This is a genomic window from Planobispora longispora (assembly GCF_016863135.1).
In the GTDB taxonomy this organism is placed as follows: Bacteria; Actinomycetota; Actinomycetes; order Streptosporangiales; family Streptosporangiaceae; genus Planobispora; species Planobispora longispora.
On record NZ_BOOH01000042.1, the window covers coordinates 63,894 to 89,225 of the forward strand.

The window sequence follows — 25,332 nt, forward strand, 5'->3', positions numbered from 1 at the left end:
GGGGACGAACGCGTGCGACTCAATCACCTTCGGCAATATTTCCAGCACTCTGCGTGTCCAAAATCAGGACATCTAGCTCTATAAGGAAGGATTCCAGGCGCGTCGCGGCGGGTCCGAGGTCGCGTTTGGAGAGCTCGCAGATGGCCAGCAGGCGCTTGGCCAGACGCTGTTTGGTCTCGGCGGGAACGGGCAGCGCGCGGACGCGGCGGTGCGCCTCGCGCAACCGCCGCGCCAGCTCGTCTTCTGGATCTTCTGAACGTGTCAGACGGTCGTCGGCAGCCATGACTGCCGACCATTCTCGTACGAGGCGATGTCGTCGGCGTTGCGCAGGGTCAGTCCGATGTCGTCCAGGCCCTCCAGCAGCCGCCAGCGGGTGTAGTCGTCGATCTCGAACCCGGCGGACTCGGCGCCCCAGCGGACCTGACGCTCGCCCAGGTCGACGGTCACCTCGAGCGCCGGGTCGGCCTCCGCGGCCGCCTGCAGCGCCTCGACCGTCTCGGCGGGCAGGACGACCGGGAGCAGGCCCATCTTGGTGGCGTTGTTGCGGAAGATGTCGCCGAAACGGGCGGCGATCACCACGCGGAAGCCGTACTGCTGCAGGGCCCAGACCGCGTGCTCGCGGGAGGAGCCGGTGCCGAAGTCGGGGCCGGAGACGAGGATCGAGGCGCCCTGGTAGGCGGGCTGGTTCAGGATGAACTCGGGGTCCTCGCGCCAGGCGGAGAACAGGCCCTTCTCGAATCCGGTCCGGCTGACCTGCTTGAGCCAGACGGCCGGGATGATCTGGTCGGTGTCGACATTGCTCCGGCGCAGCGGCACGGCCCGGCCGGTGTGGGTGGTGAAGGCTTCCATGATCAGATCTCCTAGGCCAGGTCGGCGGGGGCGGTCAGCTTGCCGGTGACGGCGGTGGCGGCGGCCACGGCGGGCGACACCAGGTGGGTGCGTCCGCCCTTGCCCTGCCGGCCCTCGAAGTTGCGGTTGGAGGTCGAGGCGCTGCGCTCGCCGGGGGCGAGGGTGTCGGGGTTCATCCCCAGGCACATCGAGCAGCCCGCCTCGCGCCACTCGGCGCCGGCGGCCTTGAACACCTCGTGCAGGCCCTCCTGCTCGGCCTGGAGCTTGACCAGCATCGAACCGGGGACGATCAGCGTGCGGGTCACGACCCGCCGGCCGCGCAGCACCTCGGCGGCGGCCCGCAGGTCCTCCAGGCGGCCGTTGGTGCAGGAGCCGACGAAGACCGTGTCCACCTGGATCTCACGGAGCGGGGTGCCCGGGCTCAGGGCCATGTACTCCAGCGCGCGGCGGGCGGCGGCCGGGTCGTCGGTGTCCTCGGGGGCCGGCACCGCGCTGCCCAGCGGGGCGCCCTGGCCCGGGTTGGTCCCCCAGGTGACGAACGGGGTCAGCGCCGAGGCGTCGATCTCCACGACGGTGTCGAAGACGGCGTCCTCGTCCGTCGTCAGCGACTTCCAGTACTCGACCGCGGTGTCCCAGTCGGCGCCGGTCGGGGCGTGCGGGCGGCCCTTGAGGTAGGCGAACGTCGTCTCGTCCGGGGCGATCATGCCCGCCCGGGCTCCCGCCTCGATGGACATGTTGCAGATGGTCATCCGGCCCTCCATGGAGAGCTTGCGGATGGCCTCGCCGCGGTACTCGACGATGTAGCCCTGGCCGCCACCGGTGCCGATCTTGGCGATGATGGCCAGGATCAGGTCCTTGGCGGTGACGCCGGGCGGCAGCTCCCCGGAGACCTCGATGGCCATGGTCTTGGGCCGGTAGGCGGGCAGCGTCTGGGTGGCCAGCACGTGCTCCACCTCGGAGGTGCCGATGCCGAACGCGATGCCGCCGAAGGCGCCGTGGGTGGAGGTGTGAGAATCGCCACAGACGATGGTCATGCCGGGCTGCGTCAGGCCGAACTGCGGCCCGATGATGTGCACGACGCCCTGGCCGGCGTCGCCCATGGGGTGCAGCCGGACGCCGAACTCCGCACAGTTCTTGCGCAACGTCTCGACCTGGGTCTTCGACACCGGGTCGGTGATCGGGCCGAGCACGGTCGGGACGTTGTGGTCCTCGGTGGCGATGGTGAGATCCGGCCGCCGCACACTCCGCCCCGCCATGCGCAGGCCGTCGAACGCCTGCGGGCTGGTCACCTCGTGGACGAGGTGCAGGTCGATGTAGAGCAGGTCGGGCTCTCCCTCGGCACGTCGCACGACGTGCTGCTCCCAGACCTTCTCCGCCAGCGTGCGGCCCATGTCGCCTCCTACGCGATCCTCTGTCCGTCCGCGGTGCCTCGTCGCACCGCCCCGGTCCCGACTTGCTTTCTCATATGTCGAGACGGCAGTATCGGGGTATGGACAACTCTAGCGGAGTCGGCGTACTCGACAAGGCCGTTCTCGTGCTCAACGCTCTCGAAGCCGGTCCGGCTTCCCTGGCGCAGCTCGTGCAGGCGACCGGTCTGGCCCGGCCCACCGCCCACCGGCTGGCGGTCGCGCTGGAGCACCATCGCATCGTCTCCCGCGACACCCAGGGCCGTTTCGTGCTGGGCCCGCGGTTGTCGGAGTTGTCCACCGCCGCCGGGGAGGACCGCCTGCTGGCCGTCGCCTCGCCGATCCTGGCCCAGCTGCGCGACCTGACCGGGGAGAGCGCGCAGCTCTATCGCCGCCAGGGTGACGAGCGCGTGTGCGTGGCCGCCGCCGAGCGGGCCAGCGGGCTGCGCGACACCGTCCCGGTCGGTACGGCCCTGCCGATGTTCGCCGGTTCCGCGGCGCAGATCCTGCTGGCCTGGGAGGAGCCCGACCGCCTCCACCGCGGCCTGCGCGGGGCCAAGTTCACCGCCGCGACGTTGTCGAGCGTCCGGCGCAGGGGCTGGGCGCACAGCGTCGGGGAGCGTGAGCAGGGGGTGGCCAGCGTCTCGGCCCCGATCAGGGGCGCGGGCGGCAAGGTGATCGCCGCCGTCTCGGTGTCCGGGCCGATCGAGCGCCTCACCCGCACCCCCGGCCGCCTGCACGCCGCCCCCGTGGTCGCCGCCGCCGAGCGCATCACCGAGTCGATGCGGCGCTCCGGCTGACGTCGGCGCGGCGCTCCGGCGGAAAAGGAGCACCGGACGAAAAGGGGCGTCGGGCGAAAAGGAGCCGGAGCATGCAATCGCCACCCGATATGGGGAGGCGAGCACCCCTGCGGGCCCCTAGGCTGGGCAGGTGACAGATCGCATCGAGGCAGCCGCCGCTGAACTGCGTCCCCTGCTCCAAGCATTCATCCTCTGGGCCCGGGAGCACGCGCCGGGCAGTGACTCCAACCTGGTGGGCTCCGTCGCCCTGTGGCACCGGCTGGCCGCCTCCGACGACGTCGGCCGCTGGCGGACTGCCGACCTGCGCACGGTGCTGCTCGACCGGATGCCGCAGGTGGTGGAGGATCCCGAGACGGCGGCCGACGGCCTGGTGCCGTCCGTCCGCGCCTACCTGACCTACCTGTCGGACACCGGCAGGCTGGCCAAGGGCTCGGCCCCGCTCCGGGAGCTGCTCGTCGAACTCGACCGGATCGAGGACGACGTCGTCGACGCGATGGAAGACCTCATCGTCGAGGACGACGAGGACGAATACGACGGCGAGGAGGAGTCCGAGGGCCTGGGCGACTTCGAGACGTTCGCCGACGAGCTCGCCGCGCTGCCCACGATCCGGCTCCGCCCGGACGCCGAGCTGGCCGAGGCCGCCCGCCGGGTCCCGCTCATCGGCAAGGCACGCGATCTGGCCCTCTGGGTCGGCGCCGAGCGGCGCGTCGGCGAGGAGACCCTCCTCACCGACGCGGAGATCACCGAGGCCCTGGGCGTTCTCGGCCTCCCCGCGCCCGAGACGGAGGGCAAGCCGCTGGCCGACTCCGTCCCCGCGCTCTGGAACGTCTGGAACCTCGCGATCGACCTCGACTTCCTCCAGCCGGAGGGAGCGGACACCGTCGGCGCCGACGCCGACACCGCCGCCTGGCCCTTCGAGGACGACGAGGACGTGCTGGACGCCTGGCTGTCCGGCCTCCACTCGATCGACTACGGCGACCCCGAGCTGGACGACGAGGAGGCCACGATCGCGCTGTCCGGGCTGACCCGGGCGCTGCTGATCCGGATCCTCCTCGCCAGCGGCTCCACCTCCCTGGCCGGGCTCCGCACCGAGCTGGCCGAGGCCGCCGCCGAATACGACGACCTGGGCGCCGAGGCCTGGACCGCCGCCACCGAGCGGTACGGCGACCCGCTCGTCCCCGTGATCGAGTGGCTGTCCGGATACGGCATGGTCGAGGTCGAGCACGAGCAGGTGCGGCTGACGCCGCTGGGCATGGAGGGCGTGGTCCACCTGGTGGACGAGGAGGACATCGAGCTCGACGCCCGCCCCGCCATCGACGCGATGACCGCCCTGGACCTCCTCTCCTTCAGCGCCGAGCTGCCCGAGGAGGAGGCCGACGCCGAGTTCGCGGCCTGGATGGAGCTGCGCGATCCCGACCGGGCCGCGCACGAGCTCCTGCGGGCCGCCGCGGAGGACGAGGCGGACGCCCTGGTCAGGGTCCAGGCCGCCAGCGTGGTCGGCTCGCTCGGCGAGGTGGCCGTGCCCGCGTGGCGGGACGCCCTCGACGAGCCGTCCCTGCGTCCCTACGCGGCGACGCACCTGGCCCAGCTCGGCATCGAGGACGCCCCGGCCCCCACCCCGGCCGACACCCACTGGCTGATCCTCGACATGCTGACCATCTCCCTCGGCCTCGGCCGCTCGGAGTTCGTCAGCAGCCTGGACGACATCGGCTCGGCCTCGGATCTCGTCAGCCTGCTCGACGTGCTCTGGAAGATCCCCCACCCGCACCTGGAGGAGCTCCTGGAGGCCGTCGGCAAGGCCCACCCCGACCGTCAGGTGGGCAAGGCCGCCAAACGAGCCCTGTTCAAGGCCCGCTCCCTGCAGAACTAGACCGGGCGACGGCGCCGCCGGGGCTCGCGCCCCGGCGGGCGTTCACCGCGGGTCCTCGTGCCAGTCGGGAAGAGGCCGGTAGATCGCGATGCCGGCGGCTTCGAGCTCCTCGCGGAGGGCGAAGTACTCCTCGCCGAACGGGTCGACGCCCCGCAGCGGCATGAGGCCGCGGCGGATGGCCAGGTCGTGCGGGGCGAGCGCGGCGGCCGTCTCCAGGTGGCGCTCGGCGGCGGCCGTACGGCCCGCGCGGAGCAACCAGGCCGCGACCCGCGCGTGCAGCCGGGCCCGGCGCTCGTCGGCGGTGGGGGCGCGCAGTTCCCGGACGGTCGTCCCTGCGTCGCCGTCGATCACCCATCGGCGCAGGGCGGCGACGGCCCGCTCGGAGGACAGGCCGTTCATCGACCGGAAGGCGTCGGTGGCGGTCATGGTGTCCTGCGGGCGGGCGATGCGGCCCTCCTCGTCGACCCAGACCACGGTGGGCACGTTGATCACGTTGTAGAGCTCGGCGATCCTGCCGTCGGCGTCGATCACCGTCGGGTGGGTGGCGCCGGCGAGCCACTCGCGGGCGTCCTCCGGATCACGGTCGAGGGAGACGCTGAGCACGCTGAAGCCGTACCCGGCCAGCTCCCGGTGGAGCTCCTCCCAGGCGGGCAGGTCGTAGCGGCAGCCGCACCAGGAGGCCCAGAAGACCAGCGCGACCTTGCCGCCGCGCAGCTTCTCCAGCTCCTCGAACGGCGGCGCCTCGCCCGGGGCGGTCTCCGCGGGCTCCCCGATCGCGATCACGCCCTCCTCCGGGTCGGCCACCACCTGCCTGCCGAGCAGCTCGGCGAAGGCGGCCAGGTGCACGCCCTCGGCGGTCTCGGCCGCCGCGGCCCGGAAGGCCGGCACGCACGCCTCGCCCCGGCACCAGCCGTGCGGCTTGCGCTCCCAGCCGAGGACCGGCACGCCGTGCGGCACGATCGGCCCGTCGATCCCGGTCTCGCCGCCGTCCACCAGCAGAGTGATCATTCCCGACCTCCTATTGGATAGCTCCACTCTCCAATTATTAGATAGGAACGCTATCCAATCAAGAGGTATTCCAGGACGGCCGATAACAACAGAAAACCCCTGGAAGCGTTTGCTTCCAGGGGTTCCACAAGGTAGCCCCGACCGGATTCGAACCGGCGCTACCGCCTTGAGAGGGCGGCGTCCTAGGCCACTAGACGACGGAGCCTTGTGCATGTGACAGTGTGGTAGTCCCGACCGGATTCGAACCGGCGTTACCGCCTTGAGAGGGCGGCGTCCTAGGCCACTAGACGACGGGACCCTGAACACTGTCATCACATACTGTGATCGGATTTGGCTGAGCCTCATCCGTAGCGACTCCGGGGGGAGTCACAGCTGGGGTACCAGGACTCGAACCTAGACTAACTGAACCAGAATCAGTCGTGCTGCCAATTACACCATACCCCACCGCTTCGGGCGCCCCTGTCGGGTCTCCCTGGCGACTCCGAAAGAATAGCCCACCTTGAGGGCCAAGGCCAAAACGACAGTCGCGGGCGTCGGCCCGGAGCGAACCCCGTGACGCCGAAGTGCCTATCGGTCACCCGTTATGTAACGCTGCTGGAGAGATCCGTCCGTATAAGAGGAGCCGCGCTGTGGCCGACAACCCCTTCTTCACCCCCAGCACGCTGCCCTATCAGCTGCCCCCCTTCGCGCAGATCCGCGAAGAGCACTACATGCCCGCGTTCGAGCACGGCATGGACGACCAGCTCCGGGAGGTGGCGGCGATCGCGGACAACCCGGAGCCCGCCACCTTCGCCAACACCGTCGAGGCCCTGGAACGCTCGGGCCAGATCCTGAAGCGGACGTCGATCGTCTTCTTCAGCGTCGCCTCCTCCGACGCGACCGACGGCATCCGGGCGATCGAGACCGAGATCTCTCCCAGGCTGGCCAAGCACCGCGACGCCATCCACCTGAACCGCGCCCTCTACGCGCGGATCAAGCAGATCGCCACCGAGAGCCCGGAGGAGGCGTGGCTGCTGGAGAAGTACCGCGTGGACTTCGTCCGGGCCGGCGCCGAGCTGTCGGAGGAGGAGCAGGAGCGGCTGAAGGCCCTCAACGAGGAGCTGTCCACGCTCTCCACGACCTTCTCCCAGAACCTGCTGGCGGCCTCCACCGCCTCGGCCCTGGTCACCGAGGACCGCACGGAGCTGGACGGCCTGCCGGAGAGCACCCTCCAGTCCATCCACCAGGACGGCAAGTACGTCCTGCCGCTGCTCAACTTCACCAACCAGCCCGCCCTGGCCGAGCTGACCAGCCGGGAGACCCGCAGGAAGCTGTACGAGCTCTCGGTGAACCGGGCGCCGGAGAACTTCGAGCTGGCGATCAAGATGGCGACGCTCCGCGCCGAGCGGGCCGCCCTGCTCGGCTACCCGAACCACGCCGCCTACTCCGTCGCCGACCAGACGGCCAAGACCACCGGGGCCGTGGAGGAGATGCTCGCCAAGCTGGCCGGGCCGGCGGTGGCCAACGCCCGCCGGGAGGCCGAGGCGCTGAGCGAGCAGGCCGGGTTCGCCATCGAGCCCTGGGACTGGTCCTTCTACGCCGAGAAGGTGCGCAAGGCCCGCTACGACTTCGACAGCTCCGAGCTGCGGCCGTACTTCGAGCTGGACCGGGTGCTGCGGGACGGCGTCTTCCACGCCGCCACCGAGCTGTACGGCGTCACCTTCGCCGACCGGACCGACCTGATCGGCTACCACCCCGACGTCCGGGTCTACGAGGTGTTCGACGCCGACGGCTCCCCGATGGGCCTGTTCCTGTTCGACCCCTACGCCCGGCCCACCAAGCGCGGCGGCGCCTGGATGAACAACCTGGTCGACCAGTCGCACCTGTTCGGCGAGCTGCCCGTGGTGATGAACAACCTCAACATCACCAAGCCCGCCGAGGGCCCGACGCTGCTCACCTTCGACGAGGTCAACACCGCCTTCCACGAGTTCGGCCACGCCCTGCACGGCCTGTTCTCCGACGTCCGCTTCCCCCGGCTCTCCGGCACCGAGGTGCCGCGCGACTTCGTCGAGTACCCCTCGCAGGTCAACGAGATGTGGGCGACCTGGCCGTCGGTCCTGGCCAACTTCGCCAGGCACCACGAGACCGGCGAGCCGGTCCCCGCCGAGCTCCTGGAGAAGATGCGGGCCGCCGAGAAGTTCAACCAGGGCTTCACGACCGTGGAGTACCTCGCCGCGACGCTGCTCGACTGGGCCTGGCACAAGCTGGCCGCCGGCGAGACCGTGGCGGACGCCGAGGCGTTCGAGGCGGCGGCCCTGGAGCGGGCGGGGATCGCCTTCCCGCTGGTCCGCCCCCGCTACCGGACCAACTACTTCGCGCACATCTTCTCGATGGGCGTGGGCGGCTACAGCGCGGGCTACTACTCCTACATCTGGAGCGAGGTCCTGGACGCCGACAGCGTCGAGTGGTTCAAGGAGAACGGCGGCCTGAAGCGGGAGAACGGCGACCGCTTCCGGTCCCGTCTGCTGGCGGTCGGCGGCTCCAAGGACGTGATGGACGCCTTCCGCGAGTTCCGGGGCCGCGACCCCCGCATCGAGCCCCTGCTGGAGCGCCGGGGCCTGCTGGGCTGAGGACGGGCGCGAAAAGAGGGCGGTCCGGGTTCTCCCGGACCGCCCTCCCCTTCACCGCCCGGTCAGCCGCGCAGGCGGGCCAGCGCGGCGCGCAGGCGGTCCGCGGAGCGCTCGCGGCCGAGGACCTCGATCGACTCGAACAGCGGCAGGCCGACCGTCCGGCCGGTGAGCGCCACCCGGACCGGGGCCTGGGCCTTGCCCAGCTTGAGGCCGTGCTCGGCGCCGACCTCCTCCAGGGCCGCCTTCAGGGAGTCGGTGTCCATGCTCACCGTCTCCAGGCGGGCGAGGTATCCGGTGAGGATCTCCTCGGCCGGGCCCTTCATCGCCTTGTCCCAGGCGGCCTGGTCGAAGAAGGGCTCGTCCAGGAAGAGGAAGTCGACGTTCGCGCTGATCTCGGAGAGGACGGCGACGCGCGTCTGGGCCAGCTCGGCGACCTTGGCGAAGGTCGCCCGGTCCCAGCTCGGGTCGAGCCAGGGCTCGACCCTCTTGACGAACTCGTCCGGCGGCAGCGCCCGGATGTACTCGCCGTTGAAGGCGCGCAGCTTCTTCTCGTCGAAGAAGGCGCTGGCGGAGTTGACGTTCTCCAGCTTGAACAGCGGCATCATCTCCGACCAGGGCATGATCTCGCGGTCCTCGCCGGGACCCCAGCCGAGCAGCATCAGGTAGTTGACCATCGCCTCGGCCAGGTAGCCCTCCTCGCGGTAGGACTCCAGGGCGACCTTGTCGCGGCGCTTGGAGAGCTTCTTGCGCTGCTCGTTGACGATGACCGGCAGGTGCGCCCAGACCGGCGGGTTGGCGCCCAGCGCGGGCCACAGCAGCTCCTGGCGCTGGGCGTTGCCCAGGTGCTCCTCGCCGCGGACCACGTGGGTGACGCCCTGGGTGATGTCGTCGACGGCGTTGGCCAGGACGTACAGCGGCGAGCCGTCGCTGCGCGCGATGACGAAGTCCTCCTGCGCGTCGTTGGGGAACTCCACCCGGCCGCGGATGAGGTCGTCCACCACGGTGACGCCCTCGTCGGGGGTGCGGAAGCGGACCGCGCCCCCGGTCAGGCCGCGGTCACGGCAGAAACCGTCGTAGCCCTTGTGCTCGGAGCCGGTGCGCTCCTGGAGCCGCTCGCGGGTGCAGTCGCAGTAGTACGCCTTGCCGTCGGCGAGCAGCTTGGCGACGGCCTCGCGGTGCTGGGGCTCGAAGGCCGACTGGAAGAAGGGGCCCTCGAAGACCGGGCTCTCGTCGCTGATCCCGATCCAGGCCAGGGCCGAGATGATGCCCTCGGTCCACTCCGGGCGGTTGCGGGTGGCGTCGGTGTCCTCGACGCGCAGGACGAACCGGCCGCCCGCCTGCTGGGCCAGCGCCCAGTTGAACAGCGCGGTGCGAGCGCCGCCGACATGGAACATGCCGGTGGGCGAGGGAGCGAAACGAACCCTAATCACGGGAGACCACCCGGTTGCTGAGAGTGCCGATACCTTCGATGGCGACGCTGACCTCGTCCCCGATCTGGAGCGGGCCGACCCCCTCGGGCGTCCCGGTCAGGATGACGTCGCCGGGGATGAGGGTCATGACCGCGCTCACGTGGGCGATCAGCGTCGGGATGTCGTACATGAGCTTGGAGGTGCGCGAGCTCTGCCGTACCTCGCCGTTCACCGTCGTGGTGATGCCCAGGTCGGCGGGGTCGAGCTCGGTCTGGATCCACGGGCCGAGCGGGCAGAAGGTGTCGAAGCCCTTGGCCCGGGTGAACTGCACGTCCTTCTTCTGCAGGTCCCTGGCCGTGACGTCGTTGGCGCAGGTGTAGCCGAAGATCACTTCATGGGCCCGCTCGACGGGGACCTCCCGGCAGAGCCTGCCGATGACCACGGCCAGCTCGCCCTCGAAGTCGACCCGCTCCGACAGCCCGGTCGGGTAGGCGACGGCCTCGGCCGGGCCGATCACCGAGGTGGACGGCTTGATGAACATCAGCGGCTCGCCGGGGACCTCCCCGCCCATCTCGCGGGCGTGCTCGGCGTAGTTCTTGCCGATCGCGACGACCTTGCTGGGCAGCATGGGGGCGAGCAGCTTGACCCGCGAGAGGGAGTGACGCTCGCCGGTGAACTGGATCGGGCCGAACGGGTGCCCGGAGATCCCGGAGATGAACTCCTCACCGGGGCCGCCCTCGACCACCCCGAACCCGACACCGTCGCCTGTGGAGAACCTCGCTATACGCACCCCACAAGGCTAGTGCCGTCTCCGGACCCGTATGCGGCGGCCACCGGAGAGCAGGTGAAGACAAGGCAAAAGGATCACTGCTGCCTGGGCCCCGGCCTTCGGATGGCTCGTGGGCGCGGCGGCCGTGGTGGCGTACCGCAAGGTGGAGCCCGTGCCCGGGCCCGTAGGGTGATCGGGAAGACGTTCCGGGAGGAGAACTCATGTCCGTTGTGAAGATCAATGTCCTGACCGTGCCCGCGGAGATGCGCGAGGCACTGGAGCACCGGTTCTCGAACCGGGCCGGGATGGTGGAGGCTGCCGACGGTTTCGAGCGGTTCGAGCTGCTCCGTCCGGTCGAGGGCACCGACCGCTACATGGTGTACACCCGCTGGCGCTCCGAGGAGGACTTCACCCGCTGGACCGAGAGCCAGGCCTTCCAGCGCGGCCACGCCCAGGCCGCCGCCGAGGCGGGCGCCCAGGGTCACGGCCACGGGGCGGCCGCGGGCCAGGGCCACGGACACGGCCACGGGCACGGCGGCCCGGCCGCCTCGGGGTCCGAGATCTGGTCGTTCGAGGTCGTGCAGAGCACGGGTCCCAAGGCCTGAGACCGCCGCGCGCCGTACGGCGGCGCCGGGCACGCCGGTACGGCTCCCCGCCGTACCGGCGCCGTCGGGGGAACGCGCGGCGCCGGGAGGAGAGACGACGGCGGCCGTCGGCGCTCCCGGAGACGGCCGCCGCGGGGAAGAGAGATCGCCGTCAGCGGCCCGGGACGGGCCACGGCGCAGGTGAAAAGGCGGCGGCCGTCGGCGTTGCCGGGGACGGCCGCCGCGGGGGAAGAGGGATCGCGGGGTCAGCGGTCCAGGGGGTTGGCCGCGATGCGGGCGGCGACGCCGCCGCGGACGAAACCGCCCGCGAGGCTGTCGGGCTTGCGCTCGCCCTGGTTCTGGATGCAGGCGGTGAACTCCCCGGCGATTCCGAGCCGGGGGTGGCGGGCCAGCACCTCGGCGCGCAGGTCCTCGGGCCAGGCCTGCGGGTTCCGGCCGGAGATGTCGAGGCCGGTGGAGAGCTCCAGCAGGTGTCCCTCGGGGTCCTCGGCCACGTCGACCTCGTCCCACATGTGGCGGATGATCACCTCCGAGGCGCGCACGCGGCGCTCGACCGGCCAGCCGGCGCCCGCGCAGAAGATCCACGCCACGTGGCCCCCGGCCTCCTCGAAGGGGACCGTGTGGCTGTCGAACTCCGCCACCAGCCCGATGTCGTGGAACATCGCCGAGACGTAGAGCAGTTCCGCGTCGAAGGCGATGCCGTTCAGCTCGGCGTAGGCCGCGGCCCACAGGTAGGACCGGATCGAGTGGCCCAGCAGCGCGGGCGAGCAGTAGGCGGTGGCCGCCTCCAGCGCGGCGCGGGCGGCGGGGGTCTCGGGGATCACGATGTCGGCGAGTCTCATGGCGTCCAGGATGCCGGGGGACGGCCCGGCGGCGTGAGTGGCCGGGAAGTCATCCGTCGATAGGATCGCGCCATGGGATTCTCCACGGTCGCGGTGCTGATGTTCGACCGGATCCCCCTGTTCGAGGCGTCGGTGCCGATCGCGGTGTTCGGCGAGCGGCGGGACGACCGGCCGGAGTTCGACGTGCGGGTGATCGCCGCCGAGGGCGGTCCGGTCCGCACGGACGCGGGCATCACTCTCGCGGCGCCGTACGGCCTGGACGCCGTGGAAGGCGCCGATCTCGTCATCGTGCCGACCTGGCGCCGGCCGTCGGCCGGCGACCCGCCTCCGGAGGAGGCCCTGGAGGCGCTGCGCCGCGCCCACGCGCGGGGCTCGACGGTGGTCTCCCTGTGCCTGGGCACGTTCGTGCTGGCCGCCTCCGGCCTGCTGGACGGCCGCCCGGCCACGACGCACTGGCGCTACGCGGGGCTGCTCGCCTCGATGCACCCGCGCGTCGAGGTCCGGCCCGACGTGCTCTACGTGGACGAGGGCGACATCCTCACCTCCGCGGGGAGCACCGGCGGCATCGACCTCTGCCTGCACCTCGTGCGCCGCTCGCACGGCGCGCAGGCGGCCAACAGCATCGCCCGCGGGCTGGTCACGCCTCCCCACCGGGCCGGAGGGCAGGCGCAGTACATCGACCATCCCGTCCCCGCCCCGGCCGCCGGCGACCCCTTCGGCGACACCCTCGACTGGGCCCTGCGCCGTCTGGACCGGGAGCTCACCGTGGACGACCTGGCCGCCCGCGCGCTGATGAGCCGCCGCACCTTCGACCGGCGCTTCCGCCAGGCCACCGGGACCACCCCCGCCCAGTGGCTGCTCCACCAGCGGGTCCTGCACGCCCAGCGGCTGCTGGAGACGACGGCCGAGCCGGTCGAGCTGGTGGCCCGCAAGTCGGGGTTCGCCTCGGCGGTCGCGCTGCGCCCTCATTTCCGCCGCCAGGTGGGGGTCTCTCCCACGGCCTACCGGGAGACCTTCGGCACGGGCGGGGCGGACGGCGCGGGTCCCGGGACCGCGCGGGCGCGACGGACGGCGTGAACCCCGCCGGCGCCCACGCATCTAGTTGCTAACGATGCGCGGGAAGCGGCCCCTGCGGCTTGACCGGTTTGGTGGGATTCGGACAGCATAATCAGCTCTCCCACCTGCCCCGGAAGGAACTGGCGTGCGCCGCCGCACACAAGCACTCGCACTCTCCACCGCCCTCCTGCTCACCTGCGGAGGGACGATCGGCACGGCGGCCGGTACGGCGGAGGCGGCGGACAAGGTCAAACGCACGGCCGAGTGCCAGGGCGACTGGCTGCCCGCGACCCCGACCGGACCGGACATCATGAACGGCCAGGTGGAGTTCCTCGACCTGCCCCCCGTGAAGGTCGGCAAGGACGTCAACTGGCGGACCGACCCCTATCGCAACCGGTCGTGGAGCATGGTCTTCCACTCCCTGCGCTGGATGGGGCGCCTGGTCGCCGACTACGAGAGCAACGGCGACAGGGCCTACCTGACCCGGGCCACCGAGATCGCCAAGGACTGGGTGAAGGACAACCCGCGCCGGGGCGGCGGCAGCCCGTACGCCTGGCAGGAGCACCCGATCGCGCTGCGCGCGCCCGCTCTGGTCTGCCTCAGCAAGCACGTCAGCGAGTCCTGGCTCACCAAGAGCCTGGCCGAGCACGCCTCGATGCTGGCCAACCCGGCGCTGTACGAGAAGGGCCACAACCACGGCATCGACCAGGACATCGCGCTGCTGGGCATCGGCTGCCGCTACGGCCGCGAGCAGTGGTCCGGGCTGGCGATCCGCCGCCTGACCGAGACGGTCGAGCTCGACGTCGACTCCCAGGGCGCGCTGCGCGAGCAGGCCCCGCGCTACGCGATCTACGTCTACGACCGGCTCAAGGTCGCGATGGACAACATCAAGGAGTGCGGCCGGAAGGTCCCCGCCTCGATCGAGAAGCGCTGGAAGTCGATGGAGGACTTCATCTCCCACTCCACCCAGCCCAACGGCTTCATGGTGCCGATCGGCGACGGCGGGGCGGACGTGCGCCCGGTCGGGTACGCCGCCCCGAAGCAGACCGTGAAGGTGTTCGGCAACGGCTACGTCTACGGCCGCACCGCCTGGAACAAGCCGGAGTCGGCGTTCTACTCCATCCGGTTCGGCCCCGGCATGAAGTACCACGGCCACGAGGACCACCTCGGCGTGACCTACTACGCCCAGGGCAGGGACGTCCTGGTCGACGTGGGCTTCCACTCCTACGAGAACAGCGCCTACCGCCGCTGGACGATGTCCCCCCAGGCGCACAACGTGCCGGTCGTGGCCGGAGCCGGGTTCCGCGGGGGGACCAGGAGCTCGCTGACCAAGTCCTCGATCAAGGACGACCGGCAGAGCTTCCAGCTGACGGACAGGGCGTACGGCGTGGCGCGGACCCGTTCGGTCCTGGTCAACCACGGCGAGGACGTGATGGCCGTGCTCGACACCGTGCCCCGCGGCTCGAAGGTCGGCACGATCTGGCACTTCGCCACGGACCTGTCCGCGGCGTCGAGCGACGGCGGCAAGGTCGTGGTCAAGGACAAGTCCGGCTGGAAGGCCGCGCTGGTCCAGGTGGCGATGCCGTCCTGCAAGCCCGTCTCCTCGAAGGTCGTGCGCGGCGCCACGAACCCCTACCAGGGCTGGGTCTCCCCCGCCTACCTGCGCAAGCAGGCCGCCCCCGCGGTGGTCTCCGCCGCCACCGCCGGATCGGTGCTCACCGTGGTGACGCCCGGCACCGGCACGCCCTCGGTCTCCTGCTCCGGCGGCAAGGTCACCGTGGAGACCTCGGAGGGCACGGTCGGCTTCCGGGTGAAGGGGTCGTCCCTGTCCTAGGGCGCTCCGGGGCGTCTGTCCCCGGAGCACCCGGGAAGGTCGCGGACATCCGGGAGCGCCCGCGTGGTTTCGGCGATGGATCGAAGCGCGTGGTCACGACAAACGGTCCGTATGTCTGCGCCACAGGGACTGACTGGGTCAAAATGGCCCCCATGTCTACCATCCCCGAAGATCATGTCGAGGCCGCAGACCCCTCCGCGTTCAACGACTACGACCGTCTCGCCGAGGGGTACGCGGCCGAGAACGAGAACAACCTCCTGAACGCGTACTACGAGCGGCCGGCGATGCTGGAGCTCGCCGGAGACGTGACCGGCCGGCGGATCCTCGACGCCGGCTGCGGCGCGGGTCCCCTGTTCGCCGCGCTGCGCGATCGGGGCGCCGTCGTGACCGGCGTCGACGCGAGCGCCGGGATGCTGGAGCTGGCCCGGCGGCGGCTGGGCGCCGACGCGGACCTGCGGGTGGCCGACCTGGCCGATCCGCTGCCCTTCCCCGACGGCGCGTTCGACGACGTCGTCGCGTCCCTGGTACTGCACTACCTGGAGGACTGGGGACCGACGCTGACCGAGTTCCGACGCGTGCTGAGGCCTGGCGGCCGGCTCCTCGTCTCGGTCGACCACCCTTTCGTGATCACCCTCATGCGCCACATGGCCGGGGAGAAGCCCAGCTATTTCGGAATCCGTAACCGGGTCGAGGAATGGACCATGGGCGGGCAGACCGCCCGGATGAGCTTCTGGGACCGGCCGCTGCACGAGATGACCGAGGCCTTCATCGCGGCCGGCTTCCGCATCGATGTCATCAGCGAACCGCCGTTCGTGCCGGAGGCCCGCGACCTGTTCCCCGAGCAGTTCAGCGAGTACGAGCCCACCCGCACGAGGTTCCTGAGCTTCCTGTTCTTCGTTCTCGACGCCGGCTGACGGCGCCGCCTGACGGTGTCGGCTGACGGTGCCGGAGCGCGGACGGCCGAGGGGGTACGGCGCGCGGCGCCGTACCCCCTCGTCACAGATTCCCGGACCGGACGCTCAGTCCGCGTGGTGGCCCGCCTGGAGCAGCCCGTAGGTGACGGCCTGCTCCAGGGCCTGCCAGGAGGCCTCGATGATGTTCTCGTCGACGCCGACGGTCGCCCACTCGCCCGTCGCGTCGCTGGAGGTGATGAGCACGCGCGTGATCGCGTCGGTGCCGTGGGCGCCCTCCAGGATCCGCACCTTGAAGTCGATCAGCTCGACCTCGGCCAGCTCCGGGTAGAGCCGCTCCAGCCCCGCCCGCACCGCCTTGTCCAGGGCGTTGACCGGGCCGTTGCCCTCGCCGGTGGCGACGATCCGCTCGCCCTTGGCGTGCAGCTTGACGGTGGCCTCGCTGATCAGCTCGCCGCCCCGGGTCCGCTCGACGATCACCCGCCAGGACTCGACCGAGAAGTGCCGCCTGCGCTCGCCCGCCACGGTGTCGCGCAGCAGCAGCTCGAAGGAGGCGTCGGCGGCCTCGAAGGTGTAGCCGCGCGACTCCAGCTCCTTGACCCGCTCCACCAGCTCGCGGGAGGTCTCCGGGGTCAGCTCGTAGCCCAGCTCGCGTCCCTTGAGCTCGACCGAGGCGCGCCCGGCCATGTCGGAGACCAGCATGCGCATGTCGTTGCCGACCATGGCGGGATCGATGTGCTGGTAGAGGTTGGGGTCCACCTTGATGGCGCTGGCGTGCAGCCCGGCCTTGTGCGCGAAGGCGGAGACGCCGACGTAGGGGGCGTGGGAGTTCGGGGTGACGTTGGTGACCTCGGTGATCGCGTGCGCGATGCGGGTCATGTCGGCCAGCGCCTCCCGCGGGACCAGGTCGAAGCCCCGCTTGAGCTGGAGGTTGGCCACGACCGTGAACAGGTTCGCGTTGCCGGAGCGCTCGCCGTAGCCGTTGGCGCAGCCCTGCACGTGGGTGGCGCCCGCCTTGACCGCGGCCAGGGTGTTGGCCACCGCGCAGCCGGTGTCGTCGTGGCAGTGGATGCCGACGCGGGCCCCGGTGCCGACCGCCTCGTGGACGACGTCGGCCAGCTCGTCGGGGAGCATCCCGCCGTTGGTGTCGCACAGCGCGATCACCGAGGCGCCCGCCTCCGCGGCGGTGCGCAGCACCTCCAGCGCGTACGCTGGGTTGGACTTGTAGCCGTCGAAGAAGTGCTCGGCGTCGAGGAAGACTCGCTGGCCCTCCGCACGGAGGTGAGAGACCGTGTCGCGGATCATCGCGAGGTTCTCCTGGAGAGTCGTGCGGAGGGCCAGCTCCACGTGCCGGTCGTGGCTCTTGGCGACAAGGGTCACGACCGGCGCGCCGGATTCGCGCAGTGCGGCCACCAGTGGGTCGTCGGCTGCCTTCACACCGGCCCGGCGGGTCGCGCCGAACGCGGCGAGCTGCGCGTGCTTCAGGTCGAGCTCTGTTCGAGCCCGCCGGAAGAACTCTGTGTCCTTGGGATTGGCCCCCGGCCAGCCCCCCTCGATGAAACCGACGCCCAGGCCGTCCAGGTGCCGCGTGATGGCCAGCTTGTCGGCCACCGTGAGGTTGAGGCCCTCCTGCTGGGCCCCGTCACGGAGCGTCGTGTCGTACACGTGGAAGCGGTCGTCGGTCATTCGGTGTCTCCTTCGCGGTCCGATGTCTCGCCGCGCGCTCATTTCGGCCTGAGAAACAAGAAAGACCCCTCACGGACGTGAGAGGTCTGCGCGCCGGCGGTGTCCCTTGTCAGCCGGCGCGCCTGCCGATAATGAGCAGACCATAGAACATGATGCGTTGAAGTCTGCCACACGCCGACACCATCTGACACATCGGTCTCAGGATCCGAGATGTACGGCGTGGCGACGGAGAGACACCGACCGGCGACACGGAGCCACCCCGCTGCAGGGAAACGATGGTCAACCTACGACAATGGGCTGTATGAAGGCGACTTACCTCGAACCGGCCATCGGACAGTACCTGCTGGCGCACAGCACGCCGCCCGACGACCTGCTCGACGCCCTGACCGTGGAGACCCGCGAGGTCACCGGCGATCGCGCCGGCATGCAGATCACACCCGACCAGGGCCGCTTCCTGACGATGATCACCCAGGTGGCCCGCGCCCGGAACGTCGTGGAGGTAGGCACCTTCACCGGATACTCGGCCATCTGCCTGGCCCGCGCCCTGCCCCCGCGCGGCAGGCTCCACTGCTTCGACATCAGCGAGGAGTGGACCTCGATCGCCCGGCGCTACTGGGAGAAGGCGGGGGTCGCGGGCCGCATCGTGCTGCGGCTCGGCCCGGCCGTCGAGCGTCTCAAGGACCTGCCCCTCGTCCCCGCCGTCGACCTGGCCTTCATCGACGCGGACAAGGAGAACTACGGCGTCTACTACGAGATGCTCATGACGCACCTGGCCCCGGGCGGGCTGATGCTGGTCGACAACACCCTGTGGAAGGGGAAGGTGGCCCACCCGTCCGAGCGCGACGAGACCACCAAGGCGATCCGCGAGTTCAACGACATGGTCGCCGCCGACCACCGGGTCACCTCGATCATGCTTCCCATCGCCGACGGGCTGACCATGATCCGGAAGCACTGAGGGAAGACCCTCCGGACGAGGGCGACCTCTCCGGCGGACGCGGAGCGGGTCGCCCTCCCGGAGAGCCGGAGCGGGTCGCCCCCGGGGAAGAGCCGGAGCGGGTCAGCAGAGCTTGTGGACCCAGCCGTGCGGGTCGGGGCGGGTGCCGTACTGGATGCCCGTCAGCTCCTCGCGGATGCGCCGGGTGACCTCGCCCTGGGTGCCGTCGCCGACCGCCCAGGCGCGGTCGGCGCCCTTGACCGCTCCGACCGGGGTGACGACCGCGGCGGTGCCGCAGGCGAAGACCTCGGTGAGCTCGCCGGACTCGCAGCCCTCCTGCCACTCCTCGATCGAGATGCGGCCCTCCTCGGCCTTGAGGCCCAGGTCGCCGGCCAGGGTGAGGATCGAGTCGCGGGTGATGCCGGGCAGCAGGGTGCCGGTGAGGGCGGGGGTGAGCAGGCGGTCGCCGAAGACGAAGAACAGGTTCATCCCGCCCATCTCCTCGACGTACCGGTGCTCGTGGGCGTCCAGCCAGACCACCTGGTCGCAGCCCTGCTCGACGGCCTGGCGCTGGGCCACGAAGGCCGCGGCGTAGTTGCCGCCGCACTTGGCGAAGCCGGTGCCGCCGGGGGCCGCCCGGGTGTACTCGGTGGAGAGCCAGACCGAGACCGCCTTGCCGCCGCCGAAGTAGGCGGCGGCCGGGGAGGCGATCACCATGTACTTGTAGGTCTTCGAGGGATAGTTGACGCCGAGCGCGGGCTGCGTCGCGATCATGAAGGGGCGCAGGTAGAGGCTGTGCCCCTCGGTCGTGGGCACCCACTCCCGATCGGTCTGGACGAGCAGCTCCAGCGACTCGACGAACGCCTCCTCGGGCAGCTCGGGCATGGCCATGCGCGCCGCGGAGACGTTGAAGCGGGCGGCGTTGGCGTACGGCCGGAACGACGCGATCGCGCCGCCCCCCTGCCGGTAGGCCTTCAGCCCCTCGAACAGCTCCTGGGCGTAGTGGAAGACCGAGGTCGCCGGGTCGAGGCTGAGCGGGCCGTACGGCATCAGCCGGGCGTCGTGCCAGCCGCGGCCCTCGGTGTAGTCGATCGAGATCATGTGGTCGGTGAAGACCTGCCCGAACCCGGGGCTCGCCAGTACCTGCTCGCGCTCGGCCGAGGTGCGAGCATGGTCGGAGAGCTGCACGTCGAAGCTGAGCTTCTGAGCAGTGGTCATGACGGAGATCCTTCTCTTCGTGGCGGGTCTACCCTTTAGTCCATTCTGCGATGGACCGGGTAACGGGAAACTACTGCATCGGGACGGGTGCCCGGCAGAGGCCGGAATGTGCCCTGATACGCGAAGACGCGCCCGGTGGCTCGCTGTGAGCCGCCGGGCGCGTCGGAAGTGTCGGGAGTGGCGGCTCGTCAGCCGGCTACTCGGGCGGTGATGTCGTCGCCGATCTCGTGGGTGGTCCGGGCGGTCCAGTTGGTCTGCCGCTCCAGCAGGTCGTCGGCGACGGCCTGCTCGACCCGGGCGGCCTCCTCGGCCAGGCCCAGGTGGTCCAGGAGCATGGCGACCGACAGGATCGTGGCGGTCGGGTCGGCCTTGCCCTGGCCGGCGATGTCGGGGGCGCTGCCGTGGACCGGCTCGAACATGCTCGGCGCGGTGCGGTCGGGGTTGATGTTGCCGCTGGCCGCCCGGCCGATGCCGCCGGCGACGGCCGCGCCGATGTCGGTGATGATGTCGCCGAAGAGGTTGTCGGTGACGATCACGTCGAACCGCTCGGGCTGCGTGATGAAGAACATCGAGGCCGCGTCCACGTGGCAGTAGTCGGTCTGCACGTCGGGGTACTCCAGGGCGACGCGGTCGACCGTGCGGGCCCACAGGTCGCCCGCGAAGGTCAGCACGTTGGTCTTGTGGACCAGCGTCAGCTTCTTGCGGGGGCGGGCGAGCGCCTGCTCGAAGGCGTAGCGGACGACGCGCTCGACGCCGAAGGCGGTGTTCAGCGACTCCTGGGTGGCGACCTCGTGCGGCGTGCCGCGGCGCAGCACGCCGCCGGCCCCGGCGTAGAGGCTCTCGGTGCCCTCGCGGACGACGATCATGTCGATGTCCTCGGCCCGGGACTTGGCCAGCGGGGTCTCCACGCCGGGGAAGAGCTTGACCGGGCGGAGGTTCACGTAGTGGTCGAGCTCGAAGCGGAGCCTGAGCAGCAGGTCGCGCTCCAGCACGCCCGGCGGCACGCTGGGGTCGCCGATCGCGCCGAGCAGGATGGCGTCGTATCCGCGCAGCTCGTCCAGGACGGCGTCGGGGAGGGTCTCGCCGGTGCGGTGGTACCGCTTGGCTCCGAGATCGTAGGTGGTGGTCTCCAGCTTGGCGCCCACCGCGTCGAGGACCTTCAGGCCCTCGGTGACGACCTCGACCCCGATCCCGTCGCCGGGGATGACTGCCAGACGAATGTTGCGCGAATCCATGCGGGCACCCTACCGTCCCGTCTCGTCTATCGGATACCCATCTCAGATTATGGACATTTCGCCGGTCTAGCGGGCGGACTCCCCGCCGTTGTCGCGCCGGTCCAGCGCGGTCTGCAGCGCGTCGGCGGCCTCGTCCTTGGCGTCGTCGGAACGGTTCCAGGGATACATGTCATACATGGCGATCTCGTCTCGTGTCGCATGGGAGCAGGGGGGGAGATGGTCCGGATCTCCGGTCGCGGATCCGGACCGGGCCTGATGTCGCGGGCCCGGGTCACGGACCGGCGAGGAGGACTTACGGCCAGGACGCGCCACCGCACCGCGGCGGGCTCCCGGCCTGCCCTGTCAGGCCCCGCCGCGGCAGGTAATGAGTACGAGAACCTGGCGCATTTGTCCCAGGTTACCTGGTCGCCGGAACGTCGTCTCGCCCGCCGTCCCGGTTTCCCACATGATGAGACGGCCGCCGTCCCGCGGGGCGGGGCGGCGGCCGTACGGAGAAGCGGAGCAGGGGCGGAGCCTGAACGCTCCGCCCCTGCTCCGCCCGATGTCTTCCCGGGAGTGCCGGAGGGTCAGTCCGTCAGGTCCACCGAGCGGCCGCTCTCGGCGCCGATCTCGGCGACGATCTGCTCGACCACCTCGGCCGGGATGGCGCTGTCGACGGTCAGGGCGATGAGGGCCTTGCCGCCCTTGGCGTCCCGGGACACCTGCATCGAGGCGATGTTGATGCCGTGGTCGCCGAGGATGCGGCCGACCACGCCGACGACGCCGGGCCGGTCGGAGTAGGCGAAGAACGACAGGTGGTCGGTCGGCTCGATCTCCATCTCGTAGCCGTTGACCTCGACGATCTTCGTGATCTGACGCGGGCCGGACAGCGTGCCCGAGACCGAGACCGTACGGCCGTCGGCCAGGACGCCGCGGACGGTGACGACGTTGCGCCAGTCGGGGCTCTCGGAGCTGGTGACCAGTTCCACGGTCACGCCGCGGTCCTTGGCCAGGAGCGGGGCGTTGACGTAGGTGACGGAGTCCTCGACGACGTCGGTGAAGACGCCCTTGAGCGCGGCCAGCTCCAGCACCCGGACGTCCTCGGCGGCGATCTCGCCGCGGACCTCGACGTCGAGCTTGGTGGCGACCTCGCCCGCGAGGGCGGTGAAGACCCGGCCGAGCTTCTCGGCCAGCGGCAGGCCCGGCTTGACGTCCTCGGCGACGGCGCCGCCCTGGACGTTGACCGCGTCCGGCACGAACTCCCCGGCCAGGGCGAGCTTCACGCTCCGCGCGACCTGGGTGCCGGCCTTCTCCTGGGCCTCGTGGGTGGAGGCGCCCAGGTGCGGGGTGACGACGACCTGGTCCAGCTCGAACAGCGGGCTGTCGGTGACGGGCTCCTTGGGGAACACGTCGATGCCGGCGCCGGCGACCCGGCCCTCCTTGATCGCGGAGTAGAGGGCGTTCTCGTCGATGATGCCGCCGCGCGCGACGTTGATCAGGCGGACCGACGGCTTGACGATCTGCAGTTCCTTCTCGCCGATGAGCCCGATGGTCTCCTTGGACTTGGGCAGGTGCACCGTGATGAAGTCCGCCTCGCGCAGGGCCTCCTCCAGCGACACCAGGCGCACGCCCATCTGCGCGGCGCGGGCCGGCTGCAGGTAGGGGTCGTAGGCGATCAGCTCGACGCCGAACGGCTGCAGGCGCTGGGCGACCAGCTGGCCGATCTTGCCGAGGCCGAGGATGGCGACGACCTTCTCGTCGAGCTCCACGCCGGTGTACTTCGAGCGCTTCCACTCGCCGCCCTTGAGCGCGGCGTGCGCCTGCGCGACGTTGCGGGCGGAGGCGAGGATCAGTGCGACGGTGTGCTCGGCGGCGCTGGTGATGTTGGAGGTGGGCGCGTTGACGACCATGACGCCCGCCTTGGTGGCGGCCTCCACGTCCACGTTGTCCAGGCCGACGCCGGCGCGGGCGACGACGCGGAGCCTGGGCGCGTGGGCGACGGCCTCGGCGTCCACCTGGGTGGCGCTGCGCACGATGAGCGCGTCCACGTCGGCGAGGGCGGGCAGGAACTGGGCGCGGTCGGCGCCGTCGGTGTGGCGGACCTCGAAGTCCGCGCCCAGGACCGCGAGACCGGCCTCGGAGAGTTCCTCTGCGACCAGTACGACGGGCTTGTTCACTGGCGTTTCCTTTTGAGACGGGAAGGGCTGCACGGACCTCAGGCAGTCTATAGGCGCTTGTGAACGCGTTCACGAGTGTCCCGCGATCCGAGACGGGCGCGCGTCGTACCCCTTCCCACTCAATCTCATGCCTGGAACCTTGAAGTTGGTATTGCTTGCGACAAATCTTCACGATTACCCTCATAAGCCGTGGTCCTCTACCTATCGTTCGTCATATGAGCATCGGGAACCGCGCTCTCGGCGACGTGCTCTCGCAGCACGGCGGTCCGCACCGGCTGCTGGCGGCGCTTGCCGAGGGGGGACTCCTCGTCGCCGTCCGGCCGGACCGCTCTGTCGTCCTCGGCACGACGCAGGCCGGTGAGAGAGTGCTGCTCGGATACACCTCGGCGAGCACCTACGCGCGGCACGGTGGCAGCCACACGTTGTCGGAGTGCGACGCCGACACCGTCCTCGACATCCAGCGCGTCACCGGCGTGCGGGAGATCGTGATCGACGCCGCCGGGCCCACGGCGGCGGCCGTTCCGATCGAGGATCTCCAGCGCTACCTGCTCGCCACCCGCAGCGGCCCCATGCCGGTGCTGTCGGGAACCGCTCCGACGGCGTACGCCACCGGGGCGATGGCGACGGTCTCGCGCACCTCGGCCATGAGCCAGACCGGCCCGATGACGTCGACCGGACCGGCGGGCCCGCTGGTGCCGGCCGGCGCCGCGGACCGGGCCGGCCCGCCGCGCTCCCCCGGCCTGCCGGCCTCCGCCCAGCCGTGGATCCCCGCGCCGCGCCCCCACCTGTCGGGTCCGATGCAGATGGTCGACCCCGGCTACGAGCGGTGCACCCACCCGATCCTGCCCGCGCTGCGCGTGGCGATCGCCCAGCTGCTGTCGGACTTCCCGCTCATCCACCACGTGTGGATCTCCGACGCCAGGACCGCCTCCGGCGCTCCCGGGATCATGCTGCACGTCAAGGTGCACATGTCGGCGGCCGAGGACGTCGTGCGGGACCTGCACCGCGGGGTGCGCGCCCGGCTGCCGCAGCTGGCGGCGAGCGGGGCGCCGATCCTCATGGCCAGGGTCGCCGACGCCCGCAGTGAGCAGCGCATGGTCGAACTGGGCGCCCATGTCGTCTGCGCGGACGTCAGGGACTGATCCGGGACACCGGAACCGATCCGGCGGGCCGTTCCGGCGGCCCCCGGTCATCTCCGTCCCCGTTCTGGGTAATACGAGGGTCATCCGCACGCCGTTCACACCTTCGACCGGCCCGGCTTCGGCGACCATGCCTGGTGGGTCCGGCCGCCCCCGGCGATCACCTCCGCCGGGGGATCCGACGACCTCCCCATCCCGGCTCACGGAGGCACAGGTGAGATGACATGACCCGTACGGACCCGATCCACCAACTGCGCTATGCCGTACGCCATCCCGAGCGCATCGTCCCCCACGTGCGGCGGCTGGCCCGCGACACCTGGCTGCGGCTGCGCACCAGCGACCACGTCAGCTACTACCGGGCCGTCATGAAGTCCGACACGGCGCGCAGCCCCGAGGCGGCGGTCGGCAGCAAGTCGCACGACCGGTGGCTGGCCCTCGGCCAGATGCAGTTCGACTACCTCGTCCAGCACGGCCTGCGCCCCGAGCACCGGATGCTGGAGATCGGCTGCGGCAACCTGCGCGCGGGACGGCTGTTCATCGAGTATCTGGACGGGGGCAACTACTACGGCCTGGACATCTCCCCCGACATCCTGATCGCCGCGCAGAGGACGCTGACCGAGTACGGCCTGCGCGACAAGCTCCCCCACCTGACCCCGGTCCGGGACCTGCGCTTCGAGTTCCTGCCCGACGCGTGCTTCGACGTGGTCCACGCCCACAGCGTGTTCTCCCACTCCCCGCTGCACGTGATCGAGGAGTGCTTCGCCCACGTGGGCCGCGTCCTGCGGCCGGGCGGCTGGTTCGACTTCACCTTCGACCGGACCGAGGGCCGCGAGCACCAGGTGCTGCGCGAGGACTTCTACTACCGCACCGAGACGCTGCTGAACCTGGCCGCCGGGCACGGCCTGGCGGCCAGGTTCATGGACGACTGGGAGAAGCTCCCGCACAAGCAGTCCAAGATCCGCATCACCCTCCCGTGACCTTCCCCGATCCTCCCGC

Annotated in this window: 21 protein-coding genes and 3 tRNA genes; 10 read left to right on the top strand and 14 right to left on the bottom strand. The window is 70.8% G+C overall.

Annotated features, from left to right (window positions below):
* Positions 1-19: 19 nt before the first annotated feature.
* Genes Plo01_RS25240 through leuC form a run of 3 tightly spaced genes read right to left on the bottom strand, consistent with a single transcriptional unit; the run spans position 20 to position 2,240 of the window.
* Positions 20-283, bottom strand: coding sequence for an SCO5555 family protein (locus Plo01_RS25240; protein ID WP_203893167.1), 264 nt, complete (start codon positions 281-283; stop codon positions 20-22).
* Positions 262-849, bottom strand: coding sequence for a 3-isopropylmalate dehydratase small subunit (leuD, locus tag Plo01_RS25245; protein ID WP_203893168.1), 588 nt, complete (start codon positions 847-849; stop codon positions 262-264). Before leuD ends, Plo01_RS25240 begins: the two co-directional genes overlap by 22 nt.
* A gap of 11 nt (positions 850-860) precedes the next feature.
* Positions 861-2,240 (bottom strand): 3-isopropylmalate dehydratase large subunit, encoded by a 1,380-nt coding sequence (leuC, locus tag Plo01_RS25250; protein ID WP_203893169.1) that lies wholly within the window; start codon positions 2,238-2,240, stop codon positions 861-863.
* A 98-nt stretch (positions 2,241-2,338) separates the two neighbouring features.
* Here leuC and Plo01_RS25255 point away from each other — a divergent pair, with 98 nt between their 5' ends.
* Both Plo01_RS25255 and Plo01_RS25260 read left to right on the top strand, forming a co-directional pair.
* Positions 2,339-3,055 (top strand): IclR family transcriptional regulator, encoded by a 717-nt coding sequence (locus Plo01_RS25255; RefSeq protein WP_203893170.1) that lies wholly within the window; start codon positions 2,339-2,341, stop codon positions 3,053-3,055.
* A 130-nt stretch (positions 3,056-3,185) separates the two neighbouring features.
* The gene (locus Plo01_RS25260) at positions 3,186-4,925 is read left to right on the top strand and encodes a hypothetical protein (protein ID WP_203893171.1); all 1,740 of its coding nucleotides are present in this window, start codon (positions 3,186-3,188) and stop codon (positions 4,923-4,925) included.
* Positions 4,926-4,967: 42 nt separating this feature from the next.
* Here Plo01_RS25260 and Plo01_RS25265 read toward each other — a convergent pair whose 3' ends face one another.
* From Plo01_RS25265 to Plo01_RS25280, 4 genes are all read right to left on the bottom strand, one after another.
* Positions 4,968-5,933 (bottom strand): redoxin domain-containing protein, encoded by a 966-nt coding sequence (locus Plo01_RS25265; RefSeq protein ID WP_203893172.1) that lies wholly within the window; start codon positions 5,931-5,933, stop codon positions 4,968-4,970.
* Positions 5,934-6,065: 132 nt separating this feature from the next.
* A tRNA-Glu gene (locus Plo01_RS25270) sits at positions 6,066-6,138 on the bottom strand.
* Between the two features lie 17 nt (positions 6,139-6,155).
* Positions 6,156-6,231, bottom strand: a tRNA-Glu gene (locus Plo01_RS25275).
* A gap of 74 nt (positions 6,232-6,305) precedes the next feature.
* Positions 6,306-6,377, bottom strand: a tRNA-Gln gene (locus Plo01_RS25280).
* A gap of 185 nt (positions 6,378-6,562) precedes the next feature.
* On the opposite strand from Plo01_RS25280, the gene Plo01_RS25285 reads away from it, so the two are divergent.
* On the top strand, positions 6,563-8,542 hold the full coding sequence (locus Plo01_RS25285) for a M3 family metallopeptidase (RefSeq protein WP_203893173.1): 1,980 nt from the start codon (positions 6,563-6,565) through the stop codon (positions 8,540-8,542).
* 62 nt (positions 8,543-8,604) lie between these two features.
* On the opposite strand, the gene gltX is transcribed toward Plo01_RS25285, so the two are convergent.
* Both gltX and Plo01_RS25295 read right to left on the bottom strand, forming a co-directional pair.
* Complete coding sequence (gene gltX, locus Plo01_RS25290; RefSeq protein WP_239317045.1) at positions 8,605-9,936, bottom strand: glutamate--tRNA ligase; 1,332 nt, start codon at positions 9,934-9,936, stop codon at positions 8,605-8,607.
* Between the two features lie 28 nt (positions 9,937-9,964).
* A complete protein-coding gene (locus Plo01_RS25295) occupies positions 9,965-10,741 on the bottom strand; it encodes a fumarylacetoacetate hydrolase family protein (protein ID WP_203893175.1) in 777 nt (258 codons plus the stop codon).
* A 200-nt stretch (positions 10,742-10,941) separates the two neighbouring features.
* Between Plo01_RS25295 and Plo01_RS25300 the strand changes: the two genes are divergently transcribed.
* Positions 10,942-11,325, top strand: a complete 384-nt coding sequence (locus Plo01_RS25300; RefSeq protein WP_203893176.1) for an antibiotic biosynthesis monooxygenase family protein — start codon at positions 10,942-10,944, stop codon at positions 11,323-11,325.
* Positions 11,326-11,570: 245 nt separating this feature from the next.
* Here the strand turns inward: Plo01_RS25300 and Plo01_RS25305 are convergent, their stop codons facing one another.
* Entirely contained in the window at positions 11,571-12,167 is a 597-nt protein-coding gene (locus Plo01_RS25305; RefSeq protein WP_203893177.1) for an HD domain-containing protein, read from the bottom strand.
* 72 nt (positions 12,168-12,239) lie between these two features.
* Here Plo01_RS25305 and Plo01_RS25310 point away from each other — a divergent pair, with 72 nt between their 5' ends.
* The 3 genes from Plo01_RS25310 to Plo01_RS25320 all read left to right on the top strand — a co-directional run bounded on the left by Plo01_RS25310 (position 12,240) and on the right by Plo01_RS25320 (position 15,971).
* Entirely contained in the window at positions 12,240-13,244 is a 1,005-nt protein-coding gene (locus Plo01_RS25310; RefSeq protein WP_203893178.1) for a helix-turn-helix domain-containing protein, read from the top strand.
* A 124-nt stretch (positions 13,245-13,368) separates the two neighbouring features.
* Complete coding sequence (locus Plo01_RS25315) at positions 13,369-15,057, top strand: heparinase II/III domain-containing protein (protein ID WP_203893179.1); 1,689 nt, start codon at positions 13,369-13,371, stop codon at positions 15,055-15,057.
* Between the two features lie 143 nt (positions 15,058-15,200).
* The gene (locus tag Plo01_RS25320; RefSeq protein ID WP_203893180.1) at positions 15,201-15,971 is read left to right on the top strand and encodes a class I SAM-dependent methyltransferase; all 771 of its coding nucleotides are present in this window, start codon (positions 15,201-15,203) and stop codon (positions 15,969-15,971) included.
* A 105-nt stretch (positions 15,972-16,076) separates the two neighbouring features.
* Here Plo01_RS25320 and cimA read toward each other — a convergent pair whose 3' ends face one another.
* On the bottom strand, positions 16,077-17,654 hold the full coding sequence (gene cimA / locus Plo01_RS25325) for a citramalate synthase (RefSeq protein ID WP_203893181.1): 1,578 nt from the start codon (positions 17,652-17,654) through the stop codon (positions 16,077-16,079).
* Between the two features lie 301 nt (positions 17,655-17,955).
* On the opposite strand from cimA, the gene Plo01_RS25330 reads away from it, so the two are divergent.
* Entirely contained in the window at positions 17,956-18,609 is a 654-nt protein-coding gene (locus tag Plo01_RS25330; protein WP_203893182.1) for an O-methyltransferase, read from the top strand.
* Positions 18,610-18,711: 102 nt separating this feature from the next.
* Here Plo01_RS25330 and Plo01_RS25335 read toward each other — a convergent pair whose 3' ends face one another.
* The 3 genes from Plo01_RS25335 to serA all read right to left on the bottom strand — a co-directional run bounded on the left by Plo01_RS25335 (position 18,712) and on the right by serA (position 23,197).
* Complete coding sequence (locus Plo01_RS25335; RefSeq protein WP_203893183.1) at positions 18,712-19,806, bottom strand: branched-chain amino acid aminotransferase; 1,095 nt, start codon at positions 19,804-19,806, stop codon at positions 18,712-18,714.
* A gap of 188 nt (positions 19,807-19,994) precedes the next feature.
* Positions 19,995-21,041, bottom strand: coding sequence for a 3-isopropylmalate dehydrogenase (locus Plo01_RS25340; RefSeq protein ID WP_203893184.1), 1,047 nt, complete (start codon positions 21,039-21,041; stop codon positions 19,995-19,997).
* A 566-nt stretch (positions 21,042-21,607) separates the two neighbouring features.
* Positions 21,608-23,197, bottom strand: coding sequence for a phosphoglycerate dehydrogenase (gene serA / locus Plo01_RS25345; protein ID WP_203893185.1), 1,590 nt, complete (start codon positions 23,195-23,197; stop codon positions 21,608-21,610).
* A gap of 215 nt (positions 23,198-23,412) precedes the next feature.
* Between serA and Plo01_RS25350 the strand changes: the two genes are divergently transcribed.
* Both Plo01_RS25350 and Plo01_RS25355 read left to right on the top strand, forming a co-directional pair.
* Positions 23,413-24,339 (top strand): hypothetical protein, encoded by a 927-nt coding sequence (locus tag Plo01_RS25350; protein WP_203893186.1) that lies wholly within the window; start codon positions 23,413-23,415, stop codon positions 24,337-24,339.
* A 221-nt stretch (positions 24,340-24,560) separates the two neighbouring features.
* Positions 24,561-25,313, top strand: a complete 753-nt coding sequence (locus tag Plo01_RS25355; RefSeq protein ID WP_203893187.1) for a class I SAM-dependent methyltransferase — start codon at positions 24,561-24,563, stop codon at positions 25,311-25,313.
* Positions 25,314-25,332 lie beyond the last annotated feature (19 nt).

Excerpts from the sequence above, each read along its gene's own strand:
- Plo01_RS25240 (WP_203893167.1), bottom strand. The coding sequence starts at position 283 with ATGGCTGCCGACGACCGTCTGACACGTTCAGAAGATCCAGAAGACGAG.
- leuD (WP_203893168.1), bottom strand. The coding sequence starts at position 849 with ATGGAAGCCTTCACCACCCACACCGGCCGGGCCGTGCCGCTGCGCCGG.
- leuC (WP_203893169.1), bottom strand. The coding sequence starts at position 2,240 with ATGGGCCGCACGCTGGCGGAGAAGGTCTGGGAGCAGCACGTCGTGCGA.
- Plo01_RS25255 (WP_203893170.1), top strand. The coding sequence starts at position 2,339 with ATGGACAACTCTAGCGGAGTCGGCGTACTCGACAAGGCCGTTCTCGTG.
- Plo01_RS25265 (WP_203893172.1), bottom strand. The coding sequence starts at position 5,933 with ATGATCACTCTGCTGGTGGACGGCGGCGAGACCGGGATCGACGGGCCG.
- gltX (WP_239317045.1), bottom strand. The coding sequence starts at position 9,936 with ATGTTCCATGTCGGCGGCGCTCGCACCGCGCTGTTCAACTGGGCGCTG.
- Plo01_RS25300 (WP_203893176.1), top strand. The coding sequence starts at position 10,942 with ATGTCCGTTGTGAAGATCAATGTCCTGACCGTGCCCGCGGAGATGCGC.
- Plo01_RS25305 (WP_203893177.1), bottom strand. The coding sequence starts at position 12,167 with ATGAGACTCGCCGACATCGTGATCCCCGAGACCCCCGCCGCCCGCGCC.
- Plo01_RS25310 (WP_203893178.1), top strand. The coding sequence starts at position 12,240 with ATGGGATTCTCCACGGTCGCGGTGCTGATGTTCGACCGGATCCCCCTG.
- Plo01_RS25320 (WP_203893180.1), top strand. The coding sequence starts at position 15,201 with ATGGCCCCCATGTCTACCATCCCCGAAGATCATGTCGAGGCCGCAGAC.
- cimA (WP_203893181.1), bottom strand. The coding sequence starts at position 17,654 with ATGACCGACGACCGCTTCCACGTGTACGACACGACGCTCCGTGACGGG.
- Plo01_RS25330 (WP_203893182.1), top strand. The coding sequence starts at position 17,956 with ATGAAGGCGACTTACCTCGAACCGGCCATCGGACAGTACCTGCTGGCG.
- Plo01_RS25335 (WP_203893183.1), bottom strand. The coding sequence starts at position 19,806 with ATGACCACTGCTCAGAAGCTCAGCTTCGACGTGCAGCTCTCCGACCAT.
- Plo01_RS25340 (WP_203893184.1), bottom strand. The coding sequence starts at position 21,041 with ATGGATTCGCGCAACATTCGTCTGGCAGTCATCCCCGGCGACGGGATC.
- Plo01_RS25350 (WP_203893186.1), top strand. The coding sequence starts at position 23,413 with ATGAGCATCGGGAACCGCGCTCTCGGCGACGTGCTCTCGCAGCACGGC.
- Plo01_RS25355 (WP_203893187.1), top strand. The coding sequence starts at position 24,561 with ATGACCCGTACGGACCCGATCCACCAACTGCGCTATGCCGTACGCCAT.